Below are 13,297 nucleotides of genomic sequence, written 5' to 3' on the forward strand. Positions count from 1 at the left end.
GTCAGACACCTGTTCCAGCCCCTTTCCGCCTGCCCGGACGCCGATTTGTTGGTGGGTAAATCTTCCGGTAGAGTATTTACTCGTTGCCCCCCTAGCTCAGTGGTAGAGCGCGTTCTTGGTAAGAACGAGGTCACCGGATCGATTCCGGTGGGGGGCTCTGGATGAGGGCCTGTGTCAAGGCGGTTTTGACCGGCTTGGCGCAGGTTTTTCTCATTCGTGGCGGTGTAGCTCAGTTGGTTAGAGCGCACGACTCATAATCGTGAGGTCGGGAGATCGAGCCTCCCCACCGCTACAGGCTAGGCCCCCCGGATTCGTTGGGAATCCAGGGGGCCTTTTTGGTTTAACCAAGGCCTCCTTGAGCCGTGTCTCCTATCCAAGACTGCTATGCCGTGCATTCCATTGTTCCTGCCCGGGATCTACGGTGCCATGGTTCTATACACAAGAATGCCGGCTCGGGGGGCCGCCACGTAGTCAGGAGATACACCGTTGGCCATCATCTCGGAAGCCCCGCGCACAGCGTCGCGGCACATGTGGAAGTTGTTTGTTTACAGCGGCATCGGCGCATTCATGTTTTTCGTGCCGGTGACGATAGCGGGCAAGAACACCATCATGCTGGACCACATCGTCTCGGTCCTCCAAGCGGGCATCGCCCCGGTCCTGCCGTTCTATGCGCTGGCCGTGATTATCGCCGGCGCCGCATACCCCTTCATCGCCGGAACCTGGAAAAGGTCCGCGGTTGAGGTGGTCTTCTCCCTGCTGAAAGTGGTGGGGATGGTGGTGGGCTTCATGATGGTCTTCAAGGTAGGGCCGGCGTGGCTGTTTGAACCGGGCATGGGGCCGTTCCTGTTTGAAAAGCTCGTCATTCCCGTGGGGCTGCTTGTCCCCATCGGCGCGGTGTTCCTGGCGCTCCTGGTCAGCTATGGCCTGCTGGAATTCATCGGTGTCATGGTCCAGCGCGTGATGCGCCCCATCTGGCGAACCCCTGGTCGGTCCGCCATCGACGCCGTCGCCTCCTTTGTGGGCAGCTACTCCCTGGGCCTGCTCATCACCAACCGGGTCTACAAGGAAGGCAAATACACCGCCCGCGAGTCTGCCATCATTGCCACAGGGTTCTCGACCGTGTCCGCCACGTTCATGGTGATAGTGGCCAAGACGCTTGACCTGATGGGCCAGTGGGCCGCCTACTTCTGGGTCACGTTCCTGGTCACGTTCGTTGTCACCGCCATCACCGTCAGGATCTGGCCGTTGAACAGCATCCCCGACGAGTATCACCCGGAGGCCGTGCCGCAGCCGGAGGAGGACGTTACCGGGCGCCGGCTGTCGGTCGCCTGGCGTGAGGCCCGGCAGACAGTGGAAGCAGCGCCCTCGCTCGCAGTGAACGTGTGGACCAACGTCCGGGACGGCGTGGTGATGGCCATGGCCATTCTCCCCTCAATCCTTTCCATCGGCCTGCTGGGACTGGTCCTTGCCACCTACACTCCCGTGTTCGACTGGCTGGGCTTCCTCTTCTATCCCTTCACCTGGGCGCTGCAGCTGCCGGAACCCATGCTGGTGGCCAAAGCCAGCGCCGTGGGTGTTGCAGAGATGTTCCTTCCCGCGCTCCTCGCCGCCGAAGCGGTCCCGGTGGTCAAGTTTGTTGTGGGTGTTGTTTCCGTATCAGGGATCATCTTCTTCTCCGCGCTGGTCCCGTGCATCATGGCCACGGACATCCCGATTCCGGTCTGGAAGCTGGTGGTCATCTGGTTCCAGCGGGTTGTCTTGACGCTGATCCTTGTGACCCCCATAGCGTTCCTGTTGTTTCCGTCCTAGAGCTCGGGGCTGGATTCAGCTGAAGGTCCTGGGCGGGGCCGGCGGCCTTGGCCGGCCCCGCCCTCACGTGCGTGACAACTTCCCCGTTTCGCCGTAGCTTTGCGGCAACTGAGGTTGGGGGAAAGTGCGTGGACATTCTTGACGAAATCATGGTTCCGTTCAGATGGCTCGTGTCCGTGGTTATGGTTGGCTTCCACGATGCCCTGGGTGCCATCGGCATGCCGCCAGCGGACGGCTGGACCTGGACGTTGTCCATTATTGGGCTGGTGCTGGTGATCCGGGCGGCACTGATCCCGGTGTTCCTGAAACAGCTCGATGCCCAGCGCCGGATGCGGCTACTGCAGCCGGACCTGAAGGAGCTTCAGGAAAAGTACAGGGGTAAAACCGACGCGTTATCCCGCCAGGCCATGGCCGAGGAGCAGATGGCGTTGTACGGGAAGCACGGCACCAACCCGTTCTCGGCCTGCCTTCCAGTGCTGATCCAGGTGCCGTTCTTCCTGGCCCTGTTCCTGGTCCTCTCCGGTATCAGCACGAGCGCCCGGCAGGAGCAGGGGATCGGCGCGATGTCCCATGCCCAGGTGCTGCAGTTCGATCAGTCCAGGATCTTCGACGCACCGCTGTCCGCGTCGGTGCTGCACGGAGGCGATGGCAACCAGACTGCCGTGGCTGTCCTGACCCTCCTGATGATCCTGGTGATGATCGCGGCCCAGTTCATCGCGCAAAAGCGGACCATGGCGAGAAGCGACGCCGCCGGCGCCCCGGAAAGCCCGTATATGAGGCAGCAAAAGCTGATCCTGTACATCCTGCCGCTTGTGTTTGGCGTGGGCGGCATCCTTTTTCCAATCGGGGTGCTCGTCTATTGGATGGTCACCAACCTCTGGACAATGGCCCAGCAGCTCCTCGTCCGTGACCGGCGGACATCCGGCACTGCCTAGCCCCGCCCGGAACCAGCGTGGCAGCTCTTACGCAATGCCGCAGGCGCAGGCAGAATGGGCCAATGGCTGACCTGATTTACACCGGAATCGCATCCCTGGACGGCTACCTGGCGGACAGCGACGGCAACTTCGACTGGAGCGCGCCCGATGAGGAAGTCCACGCCTTTGTCAACGATCTGGAGCGCGACGCCGGGACCTACCTTCTGGGGCGGCGCATGTACGGCGTCATGTCCGTGTGGGAAACGCTGGGAGGGCCGGACGACCCGCCTGTGATCCAGGACTACGGACGGATCTGGCGGGCGGCGGACAAGATTGTCTTCTCGGAAACCCTGGAGGAACCACCCGCTCCGCGGACGACAGTCCGGCGCTCCTTCGATCCCGCCATGGTCAGGGATTTGAAAGCGGATGCCAGCGGCAGTATCGGCGTGGGTGGCGCGACCCTTGCCGCCGCTGCGCTCCGGGCCGGGCTGGTGGACGAATGCCGGATCTTCCTCAACCCGGTGGCCGTGGGTGGCGGCCTGCGTTTCCTTCCGGACGGCCTTAACCTCCGGCTCGAACTCCTGGACGAGCGGCGGTTCGGGAACGGCGTCATGTACCTGCGCTACCGCATCGCGGGCTGACGCCGGCAGCCGCCGACGCGCCGGTGGCGTGGCATCGGCGGGCCGGGGGAGCAGAATAGGGCCATGACCCGAATCGCAATCATCGGCGGCCATGGCAAAGTGGCTCTGCACCTGTCCAGCCTCCTCACGGACGAGGGGCACAGTGTCACCTCGTTCATCCGCAACCCGGACCATGCCGGCGACGTTGCGCAAACCGGCGCAACGCCGTCGGTCCTTGACGTGGAAAATGCGACGACGGCGGAGATAGCCGTTGCGCTGAAAGGCCACGACGCCGTGGTCTGGTCCGCAGGCGCGGGTGGCGGGGACCCGGCGCGGACGTACGCGGTGGACCGCGATGCTGCCATCAGGTCGATGGATGCCGCAGCGGAGGCCGGGGTGGGGCGCTACGTGATGGTTTCCTACCTCGGAGCCGGCAGGAACCATGGCGTGCCGGAAAGCAACAGCTTCTATGCCTACGCCGAGGCCAAGGCCGCTGCCGACGATTACCTGCGCAGCACGGGCCTGGCGTGGACCATCCTGGGCCCCGGAGCCTTGACAGACAGGCCGGGGAGCGGCCTGATCGACGTCGACCCGTCACCGGAGGGCAGCCGCGAAACCTCCCGCAGCAACACCGCAAGCGTCGCCGCGGCAGTCCTGGAAATGTCGGAGACCGCGGGCAGGACCATCGAGTTCTGTGACGGCAGCCTGCCTATCGCCGCCGCACTGCAGCCGCAGGCGTAACCTGAACCGCTGTTAGGAAACGGGTTGGGCAGGCTTCGGGAACGAAGCGGGATACAGGTCCAGTGCGTGCTCTTCGACGTAGTCCAGGGCTAGGCGGATAGCTCCGATTGAAACGATGCCGTCTCCAAGGGAGGAGGCCTCCACCCGGGGCGGAGTGAAGGTAAACTTCGGCAGCTGCTCCTCGATGACGGGAATGAGCGCGCGCGCAGAGGCTGCGACGCCTCCTGCGAGGACGACGAGCTCCGGGTTTGCCAGGGTGCTCACGGAACCGATGACACGGGCCATGCGCTGTGCCATCCGGTTGAGGACGTCCTGTGCGACGTGGTCGCCGTTCTTGGCTGCGGCAAAGACCATCCCGGCCGTGAGGCGGTCCGGGGCGTTGCCGCACAGCTCACGCAGCTGCGTGTCGGCGCCTGAGGCGAGCGCTTCCTGGCCCCAAAGCGCCACATAGTGCGCAATGCCGAGGGTGTCACCGACACCTTCGACATTGTCCAGGTATCCCAGCTCGCCAAAGCCGCCAAGCTGCCCGTGCAGCAGACGCCCCGATTCCAGGACGCCGGCGCCTAGACGGCCCCCGGTGAGCATAACGACGAGGTTGTCGACGCCCTGGGCCGTGCCCCGCCAGCGTTCAGCCAGTGCCGCCAGATTGGCATCGTTCTCCAGGAGCACGTGCCAGCCGTGCCTCTCGGAGACAAGCCGGCGGACATCGAACGACTTCCAGAATTCCTGGACCGTGAGGACTTCGCCGTCGCGACTCACCGGGGCGGCGACTCCAACCGTTACAGCCAGGACAGAGTCCGCGGACACTGCCGCCTTCTCCAGGGCCTCCGCGGCAATCCGGTCCAGGACATCGGCGCGCTCGTCAGCGCTTACGTTGAAGGCCCGGAAGGGCGTGGTTACCCTGGCGAGGGCGTTTCCCCCCATGTCGGCGACGATGGTGGTGATCTTGTTGGCCCCAATATCGATGCCCAGGACGCTGGCCGCGCGGTCGTCGAAAACGAACCTGCGCGCCGGCCTGCCTTTGATATATCCCTCCGCGCCCCGTTGGGTTTCCATTTCCCGGAGCCAACCGAGCCGGACCAGCTCATCACAAATCGAGATCACCGTGGCCCGGGAAAGCCCGGTGGCAGCCATGAGGTCCGTGCCTGTCATGATGCCGGCCCCGCGCATTGCCTTGAGCATCGCACTGGCGTTGACCCTCCGCACCAACTGCGTAGACGGTGCAGTCTCAGTCCTCATTGGGCGCTCCCATTCTGGCCTGCTCACAGGACGTGAAGGCGATTCTAAATTTAGGTCATAAATATAGCCGAGGAAACAATCGCCCCAGTGCTTGACGGTGTGGCCGACACCGCGCATACTAACGATAGGAGCTAAATTTACGCCCTATATAAACTCTGCGGCGAAGTATCAGCCGTCCCCGCCGCCATGCGGCGTTCTGCCGCACCACGAAAGGACGAGGGTGTCTTTGAAATTGACGCGCACACCACGTACCGCAGTGCTGGGCCTATGCCTGGCACTGCTCGCCGGCCTCCTCTCAGGCTGCACGGGAGACTCCGGCAAGGAGACCATCCGGTTCACGTTCAGCAAGCGGGAAGCAATAGGCTTCATGACCAAGCTGGTGGCCGACTACAACGCCTCGCAGGACAGCACGGAGGTCATCCTGGACACTTCCGGGGTCGACGTCGTTTCAGCGAGCTTCGTCCGGGGCAACCCGCCGGACATCGCGCTGGCGAACTACAACATGGAAACGGCCAGGTTCGTGCAGCGCGGTGCGCTGAGTGACCTGTCCGGAACCCAGGCTGCCACCCGGGTCCGGAAGGACCTGCAGCCACTGATGGACCAGTACGGTTCGTACCCTGACCGGACCAGCGCCCTGCCGTACTCGGTCATGGCGTCCTCCGTGATTTACAACAAGGAGATCTTCGCCGCCCACGGAATTGAGGTGCCAGAGACCTGGAGTGAGCTGCTCGCAGCGTGTGACGCGCTGAAAGCCGCGGGTGTGACGCCGTTCTACGCCACGTGGAAGGACGACTGGACGGTGGCCCAGGGATGGTTTGACTACTCTGTGGGCGGCCAGCTGGACACCCTCGACTTCTTTGACAAGCTTGCCGAAGCCGGCACGGACGTCGGACCCGACTCGCCGGCGTCATTTCAAAAAGACTTTGAACAGCCTGTCGAGAAGATGCTGAAACTGGCGGGCACCTACGTCAATAAGGACGCCGCGAGCCGCGGCTACGGCGACGGGAACCTCGCGTTTTCCCAGGGCAAAGCAGCCATGTACCTGCAGGGCCCGTGGGCGTTCAGCGAGATCGCGAAGACTGCGCCCGATCTCCAGCTCGGAACCTTTCCACTGCCGATGACGGAGAACCCCGAGGACCTGCGCGTGCGGGTCAACGTCGATCTCGCGGCTTGGATTCCGGAGGAATCCAAGCACAAGGAGGCTGCGCGCGCCTTCCTGGAGTATCTCTACCAGCCGGAAATCATCGAGGCGTACAACAAGTCGCAGCTGGGCTTCACGCCCACCACCGATGCGGACGCAGCCCCGGACCCGCGTATCGAGGGGATGGTGGAGTACTACGACAAGGGCTCCGTCTATCAGGGACCGTCGGTGCTGGTACCGCGCACCATCCCCATCATGAACTACACCCAGGCGCTCGTGTTGGGCGCAGATCCTGCAGCCACCTTCCGAACACTCGACGCAGACTGGGCGCGCCTGGCGTTTCGCCAGTAGCCCAGAACAAGGGAGCCAGACACATGTCCACCACCACAGCAACCAGACGCGGGCAGGGACGCCCCGAAAGCCGCAGCAGGCGGAGGGTCGAACCGATCTTCTACTTTTTCCTCCTGCCAAGCCTCGTTCTCTTTACGCTGGCGATCACGGTTCCAGGCCTCGTTGGCATCTTCTTCAGCTTCACGGATTCCATCGGAATCGGCGACTGGGAGTTCGCAGGCCTGACCAACTACATTGCAATTTTCAGCGATCCAGCCATTCTGCAGAGCTATCTGTTCACCTTCGGCTTCTCGATCGTCACCGTGCTTGTGGTGAACGTCATCGCCTTCCTCCTCGCCGTGGGGCTCACTTCGCAGATCCGCATGAAGACAGCCCTGCGAACCATCTTTGTTATCCCCATGGTGGTCTCCGGCATCATCATCGCCTACGTTTTCAATTTCCTGTTCTCAAATTCGCTGCCCTCTGCAGGTGCGGCGGCAGGAATCTCCTGGCTGGAGACGAGCCTCCTGGCAAACCCCGACCTTGCATGGATCGCCATTGTTGTGGTCACCGCCTGGCAGGCCGTGCCCGGGGCGCTGCTGATCTATATCGCCGGCCTCGTCTCAATCCCGGGGGACGTGTATGAGGCTGCGGAGATCGACGGCGCCAGCAAGTTCCAGCAGCTCCTGAAGATCACCGCTCCGCTCGTGGCCGGCTATGTGGTCATCAACATCATCCTCGGCTTCAAGGGCTTCCTCAACGCGTACGACATCATCGTCGGACTCACGAACGGCGGCCCGGGAACCTCAACAAGAAGCATCGCGATGACCGTCATCGCCGGCTTCAACGGCGGCGACTACGCCTACCAGATGGCCAACGCCACGATCTTCTTCGTCGTCGCTGTCCTCATCTCTCTCCTGCAGCTTTCGCTGACTCGCGGACGGAACACACTCTAATGACCACACCATCCACCCTCACCGCCGAGGAACTCCACCGCACCGAACCAGTCCCCGCCGGGAGCGGACGACGACGCCCAGGTATAAAGGTCGAGCGGGTGAACTGGCCGGGGACCATCATCCTGGTCCTTTGTGCCGTCACGGTTCTGCTCCCGCTCTACGTGACCGTGTCCATGGCTTTGAAAACCCAGGGGCAGGCTGTGGACGGCAACGCCTTCTCATTCCCTGCACCGTTCAGCATCGACGGCTTTGTCCAGGCGTGGACTTTGACGAACTTCCCCGTCGGCGCCGCAATGTCGCTGCTGGTCACGGCCGGGACCGTCGTAGCGACGATCGTGCTGGCCGCATTCGCCTCGTATGCGATTGTGCGCAACTGGGAACGCAGGCTCTTCCGGTACTCCTTCTACTACCTGCTCGCAGCGATGTTCATCCCGTTTCCGGTCGTAGCCCTGCCGCAAATCCAGATGACCGGCCGCCTGGGCCTGGACAACCCGCTGGGCGTTATCCTGCTCGCCACTATGTTCCAGTTGAGCTTCAGCGTGTTGCTGTTCACGGCGTTCCTGCGGTCCATCCCCATGGAACTGGAAGAGAGCGCCCGCATTGACGGCGCCACCACCTGGCAGACCTTCTGGCAACTGATCTTCCCCCTGCTGGCGCCGATGAGCGCCACGGTCGGAATTTTTGCCTTCCTTTACGCCTGGAATGACTTCATGATGCCTTCCCTGATCATCTCCGACCCGGCACTGCAAACCCTTCCGGTCCGGCAGAACCTGTTCCAGACCCAGTTCAGCAACAACTACCACGTGTCCTTTGCGTCCTATCTGATGGCCATGGCACCGGCCATCGTGGCTTACCTCTTTACCCAGCGGTGGGTCATGGCCGGCGTCACACAGGGTGCCGTCAAGGGCTAATCGCAGCCAGACTGTAAGCCATCACTAAACCCCCGGAAAGGGGAAACCGCTTGTCCATCCTCGCCAGCCAGACGCACCATGCCGACAACGGACCCGCGGACGCCACCAACTGGTGGCGCCAGGCCGCGGTTTACCAGATCTATCCACGCAGCTTCGCCGACTCGAACGGAGACGGGATTGGGGACCTCAAGGGCATCACTGCGAAGGTGCCGTACTTGAAGGACCTGGGGATCGACGCCGTCTGGCTGAGCCCGTTTTATCCCTCGGCCCTGGCTGACGGCGGCTACGACGTTGATGACTACCGCGACGTCGATCCCAAGATCGGCAGCCTGGCAGATTTCGATGCAATGGCCGCGGCCCTGCAGGCCGCCGGTATCAAAGTGATCGTGGACATTGTTCCGAACCACTCCTCCAACCGGCACGCCTGGTTCCTGGAAGCCCTGGCCGCGCCCAAGGGGTCACCGGCCCGGCAGCGGTACCACTTCAGGGACGGGAGGGGCGAGCACGGCGAACTGCCGCCGTCGGACTGGACAGCCGCTTTCGGCGGCCCGGCCTGGTCCCGGGTGGATGACGGCCAGTGGTACCTGCACACCTTCACTCCCGAGCAGCCGGACTGGAACTGGGACAACCCCGAGGTCCGTGCGGACTTCCTCACGACGTTGCGTTTCTGGGCTGACCGCGGCGTTGACGGCTTCCGCGTGGACGTGGCCAACCTTCTGGTCAAGGACCTGCCCGCCGAGCTTCCCAGCAAGCAGGAACTGGACGCGATGGACCGCGCCTCCGGGACGCACCCGCTCATGGACCGCGATGAAGTCCATGAGATCTACGCAGAATGGCGCAAGGTATTCAACGAGTATGACCCGCCGCGGTTTGCCGTGGCGGAGGCGTGGGTGGAAACCGCCGAGCGGCGCGCCAAGTACGCCTCCCCTGAAGGACTGGGCCAGGCTTTCAGCTTCGATCTGCTCCTGGCTGACTTCAACGCTGCCCAGTTCCGCACCATCATCACGGACAACCTCGACCAGGCACGTCTCACCGGGTCCACCACCACCTGGGTCTTTTCGAACCACGACGTCACCCGCCACGCCACCCGTTACGGTCTGGAACCGCTCAACGGGCGGCCGGGGAAGCCGGGGGTGGACTGGGTCAAAGCGGGTGGTCCCCGCGAAGCACTGGACGTGGAAGGGGGCCTCCGCCGCGCCAAGGCCGCCACGTTGCTGATGCTCGCCCTTCCCGGCTCCGCGTACCTCTACCAGGGGGAGGAACTGGGCATGCACGAGGTGGCTGACATTCCCGCTGGCCGGCGCCAGGACCCGTCATTCTTCCGCGGCGCGGAGTACGACGGCCTGGGCCGGGACGGCTGCCGAGTGCCTTTGCCCTGGGAACCCTCGGGTCCATCCTTCGGCTTCGGCACAAACGGTGCCCACCTGCCCCAGCCGGACTGGTTCGCCGAATATGCAGCCAGCAGCCAGGAAGCCAGCGACACCTCAACCCTGAACTTCTACCGCCAGGCCTTGGCCCTGCGCCACGAACTCCAGGGTGCCGAGACCCTGGAATGGAGCGGCAGCGGAGATGAACAGGTGCTGCACTTCGTTCGCCCGGGCGGCTGGCACGTCGTGGCGAACTTCGGTACGGCCGCCGTCGAACTTCCTGACGGCAAGGTCCTGATCTCCAGCGGAGGCTTCCAAGGCGGCAAGCTCCCGGGAGAATCAACAGCCTGGCTCAGGGCCTGATGCGGCGTCCGGTTGGGGCAGCTAGCGGACTGTTGACCTTCCCCGCCCGGCCGGAACATACTGGTCACTAGAAAATTTAGATACTAAATAAAAGGAGTGTTGTGAGCACCACCGCCACCCTGGCAACCCTGTCCGATTCCGGCCACCTGTCCGATCCGAACTGGTGGCGGCAGGCAGCTGTCTACCAGATCTACCCGCGCAGTTTTGCCGATTCCAACGGAGACGGCATCGGCGACCTCAAGGGCATTACGTCAAAGGTGCCGTACCTGAAGTCCCTGGGTATCGACGCCGTGTGGCTGAGCCCGTTCTACCCCTCGGCGCTCGCAGACGGCGGCTACGACGTGGATGACTACCGCGACGTCGATCCCAAGCTGGGCACCCTGGATGACTTCGACGAGATGGCCAAAGCGCTGCACGGGGCCGGCATCAAGCTCATCGCGGACATCGTCCCAAACCACTCCTCAAACCGCCACGAGTGGTTCAAGGAAGCGCTGGCCTCGCCCAAGGGCTCGCCCGCCCGGGACCGATACATCTTCCGTGACGGCAAGGGCCCGGACGGCGAGTTCCCGCCGTCGGACTGGGACTCCGTGTTCGGCGGCCCCGCCTGGGAGCGCATCACCGAACCCGACGGCACTCCGGGCCAGTGGTACATGCACATCTTCGCCAAGGAGCAGCCGGACCTGAACTGGTCCAACCGCGAGGTCCGCGACGACTTCCTCAAGACCCTGCGCTTCTGGTCCGACCGCGGCGTGGACGGCTTCCGGGTGGACGTGGCGCACGCCCTCACCAAGGACCTCACCGAGCCGCTGCTGTCCAAGCTGGAACTGAGCGCCGCCAACACCGGTGTGGACGGTTTCCACGACGGGACGCACCCGTTCTGGGACCGCGACGAGGTCCACGAGGTGTACGCCGAGTGGCGTGAGGTCTTCAACGAGTACAACCCGCCGCGCACCGCCGTGGCCGAAGCCTGGGTGCACGCCACCCGCCGCGCCCGCTACGCCAGCCCGGAGGGGCTCGGCCAGGCCTTCAATTTCGACCTCCTGCAGGCCGATTTCGACGCCGACGAGTTCCGCGAGATCATCACCCGCAACCTGGCCGAGGCCGCCGCCACCGGCGCCTCCTCCACCTGGGTGTTCTCCAACCACGACGTTGTCCGGCACGCCACCCGCTACGGCCTGCCGCAGGTTTCCAGGAGCAAGGCGGGCGCCAAGGGCCAGGACGGCAAGGAGTGGCTGCTTGCCGGCGGCCCCAAGGAACAGCTGGACGTGGAGCTCGGTGAACGCCGGGCGCGCGCCGCAACTCTCCTGATGCTGGCGGTTCCGGGCTCCGCCTACCTGTATCAGGGTGAGGAACTGGGCCTGCAGGAAGTGGCGGAGATCCCCGAATCCGAACGCCAGGACCCCTCCTTCTTCCGGAACAGGGGAGTGGAGATTGGCCGGGACGGCTGCCGCGTGCCCCTGCCCTGGAAGGTGGAAGGCACCTCCTTCGGTTTTGGCGACGGCGGCGCGCACCTGCCGCAGCCGGACTGGTTCAGCAAGTACGCCGTGGAGGCGCAGGACGGCACCGAAGGCTCCACGTTGGAGCTGTACCGCACCGCCCTGAGGCTGCGCCACGAGCTCCAGGCGGATGAGGACCTGGAATGGGTGGAGAACGCCAACCCTGAGGTCCTGCACTTCCGCCGCCCGGGGGGCTGGCAGTCCGTGACCAACTTCGGGGACACCGCCGTCGACCTTCCCGAAGGGACCGTGCTTGTCAGCAGCGCACCGCTGGAAGACGGCAGGCTGCCCGGCAACACCACCGCATGGCTGCGCTGATGCCTGTACCCGTCCCGGAAGGACGGCCTGCCTGATGCAGGAACTCATTTATGGCTGCATGGGCCTGGGCGGCAGCTGGTCCGACGAGCCGCATGGCACTGAACATGTGGACCAGGCTGCGGCCGCCGTCGGGGCCGCGCTTGATGCCGGGATCACCTTGTTCGACCATGCGGACATCTACCGCAGCGGCAAGTCGGAGGCCGTGTTTGGCGAGGTCCTGGCCGCTGAGCCGGGGCTGCGCGGCCGCATCAGGCTGCAGACCAAATGCGGCATCCGGCTGAACGAGCGCGGGCTGCAGACGCATTATGACCTCAGCCGGGATGCCATCCTGGAGCGGGTCAACGGAAGCCTGCATCGGCTGCGGACCGACTATGTGGACATCCTCCTGCTCCACCGGCCGGACCCGTTGACGGACCCGGCGGAGGTGGCCGCCGCCGTCAAGCAGCTGATGGCGGAGGGCAAGGTCCGGCAACTGGGCGTGTCCAACATGTCCGGGTCGCAGATCGAGGCGCTGCAGGACCGGCTGGAAACCCCGGTGGTGGCGAACCAGCTGGAGATGAGCCTGCTCAAGCGTGCCTGGCTGGAAAGCCAGGTGCTGGTCAACCACGCCGAGCACCTGGACTACAGCTTCCCGCACGGCACCCTTGAGTACTGCGTGCGCAACTCCATCACGCTGCAGGCCTACGGTTCGCTGGCGCGCGGCCTCTACACGGGGGCGGAACCGGAAAGTCCCGCATCAGCAGATGCCGCCACCGCCGAGCTCGTGGCCCAACTGGCTGGGGAGTACGGCAGCACCGGCGAAGCTGTCCTGCTGGGATGGCTGATGAAGCATCCGGCGGGCATCGCGCCGGTGATCGGGACCGTCAATCCGGAACGGATCCGTGCGTGTGCCGACGCTGCCCGCGTGGCCCGGGAGATGACCCGGGCTGACTGGTACCGGCTCTGGGTGACGGCGCGGGGCAGCAACATCCCCTGACCCATCCCAACTAAGTCGCAGCAGGTGTCGTTTTGAGCGCTCAAAACGACACCTGCTGCTACCTACTTTCCGGCAAGGTCCGGTCATATGGGGTTTAGTTCGTATTGATCCCCACA

Annotated in this window: 11 protein-coding genes and 2 tRNA genes; 12 read left to right on the forward strand and 1 reads right to left on the reverse strand. The window is 64.1% G+C overall.

The annotated features are described in order from the left end of the window. Nucleotides 1–85: 85 nt before the first annotated feature. From IEX43_RS06280 to IEX43_RS06305, 6 genes are all read left to right on the forward strand, one after another. A tRNA-Thr gene (locus IEX43_RS06280) sits at nucleotides 86–157 on the forward strand. A gap of 61 nt (nucleotides 158–218) precedes the next feature. After that, nucleotides 219–292, forward strand: a tRNA-Met gene (locus tag IEX43_RS06285). Between the two features lie 194 nt (nucleotides 293–486). After that, nucleotides 487–1,809, forward strand: a complete 1,323-nt coding sequence (locus IEX43_RS06290; RefSeq protein ID WP_377102817.1) for a YjiH family protein — start codon at nucleotides 487–489, stop codon at nucleotides 1,807–1,809. Nucleotides 1,810–1,937: 128 nt separating this feature from the next. Continuing rightward, nucleotides 1,938–2,744, forward strand: coding sequence for a membrane protein insertase YidC (yidC, locus tag IEX43_RS06295; protein ID WP_188809565.1), 807 nt, complete (start codon nucleotides 1,938–1,940; stop codon nucleotides 2,742–2,744). Between the two features lie 62 nt (nucleotides 2,745–2,806). Continuing rightward, the gene (locus tag IEX43_RS06300) at nucleotides 2,807–3,364 is read left to right on the forward strand and encodes a dihydrofolate reductase family protein (RefSeq protein ID WP_188809566.1); all 558 of its coding nucleotides are present in this window, start codon (nucleotides 2,807–2,809) and stop codon (nucleotides 3,362–3,364) included. Between the two features lie 63 nt (nucleotides 3,365–3,427). Next, on the forward strand, nucleotides 3,428–4,084 hold the full coding sequence (locus tag IEX43_RS06305) for an SDR family oxidoreductase (RefSeq protein WP_188809567.1): 657 nt from the start codon (nucleotides 3,428–3,430) through the stop codon (nucleotides 4,082–4,084). Between the two features lie 12 nt (nucleotides 4,085–4,096). On the opposite strand, the gene IEX43_RS06310 is transcribed toward IEX43_RS06305, so the two are convergent. After that, nucleotides 4,097–5,323, reverse strand: a complete 1,227-nt coding sequence (locus IEX43_RS06310; protein WP_188809568.1) for an ROK family protein — start codon at nucleotides 5,321–5,323, stop codon at nucleotides 4,097–4,099. Nucleotides 5,324–5,543: 220 nt separating this feature from the next. On the opposite strand from IEX43_RS06310, the gene IEX43_RS06315 reads away from it, so the two are divergent. The 6 genes from IEX43_RS06315 (at nucleotide 5,544) to IEX43_RS06340 (ending at nucleotide 13,181) form a co-directional block, all read left to right on the forward strand. Then, a complete protein-coding gene (locus IEX43_RS06315) occupies nucleotides 5,544–6,815 on the forward strand; it encodes an ABC transporter substrate-binding protein (protein WP_188809569.1) in 1,272 nt (423 codons plus the stop codon). Nucleotides 6,816–6,838: 23 nt separating this feature from the next. Beyond that, nucleotides 6,839–7,750 carry a carbohydrate ABC transporter permease gene (locus IEX43_RS06320; protein ID WP_174176814.1) on the forward strand — a complete coding sequence of 304 codons (912 nt, stop codon included), beginning with the start codon at nucleotides 6,839–6,841 and terminating at the stop codon, nucleotides 7,748–7,750. Continuing rightward, entirely contained in the window at nucleotides 7,750–8,661 is a 912-nt protein-coding gene (locus tag IEX43_RS06325; protein WP_188809570.1) for a carbohydrate ABC transporter permease, read from the forward strand. The genes IEX43_RS06320 and IEX43_RS06325 overlap by 1 nt, the downstream gene beginning before the upstream one ends. Before the next feature lie 50 nt (nucleotides 8,662–8,711). Beyond that, nucleotides 8,712–10,391 carry a glycoside hydrolase family 13 protein gene (locus IEX43_RS06330; RefSeq protein WP_188809571.1) on the forward strand — a complete coding sequence of 560 codons (1,680 nt, stop codon included), beginning with the start codon at nucleotides 8,712–8,714 and terminating at the stop codon, nucleotides 10,389–10,391. Between the two features lie 101 nt (nucleotides 10,392–10,492). After that, a complete protein-coding gene (locus IEX43_RS06335) occupies nucleotides 10,493–12,205 on the forward strand; it encodes a glycoside hydrolase family 13 protein (RefSeq protein WP_188809572.1) in 1,713 nt (570 codons plus the stop codon). 34 nt (nucleotides 12,206–12,239) lie between these two features. Beyond that, the gene (locus IEX43_RS06340) at nucleotides 12,240–13,181 is read left to right on the forward strand and encodes an aldo/keto reductase (protein ID WP_188809573.1); all 942 of its coding nucleotides are present in this window, start codon (nucleotides 12,240–12,242) and stop codon (nucleotides 13,179–13,181) included. The last annotated feature ends 116 nt before the right edge of the window (nucleotides 13,182–13,297 follow it).

Origin of the sequence: Pseudarthrobacter polychromogenes (genome assembly GCF_014644495.1) — a bacterium.
Taxonomy (GTDB): domain Bacteria; phylum Actinomycetota; class Actinomycetes; order Actinomycetales; family Micrococcaceae; genus Arthrobacter; species Arthrobacter polychromogenes.

Bases quoted from the DNA above. Each gene is read 5' to 3' on its own strand.
- IEX43_RS06325 (WP_188809570.1), top strand. From the start codon at position 7,750: ATGACCACACCATCCACCCTCACCGCCGAGGAACTCCACCGCACCGAA.
- IEX43_RS06320 (WP_174176814.1), top strand. From the start codon at position 6,839: ATGTCCACCACCACAGCAACCAGACGCGGGCAGGGACGCCCCGAAAGC.
- IEX43_RS06300 (WP_188809566.1), top strand. From the start codon at position 2,807: ATGGCTGACCTGATTTACACCGGAATCGCATCCCTGGACGGCTACCTG.
- IEX43_RS06340 (WP_188809573.1), top strand. From the start codon at position 12,240: ATGCAGGAACTCATTTATGGCTGCATGGGCCTGGGCGGCAGCTGGTCC.
- IEX43_RS06310 (WP_188809568.1), bottom strand. From the start codon at position 5,323: ATGAGGACTGAGACTGCACCGTCTACGCAGTTGGTGCGGAGGGTCAAC.
- IEX43_RS06305 (WP_188809567.1), top strand. From the start codon at position 3,428: ATGACCCGAATCGCAATCATCGGCGGCCATGGCAAAGTGGCTCTGCAC.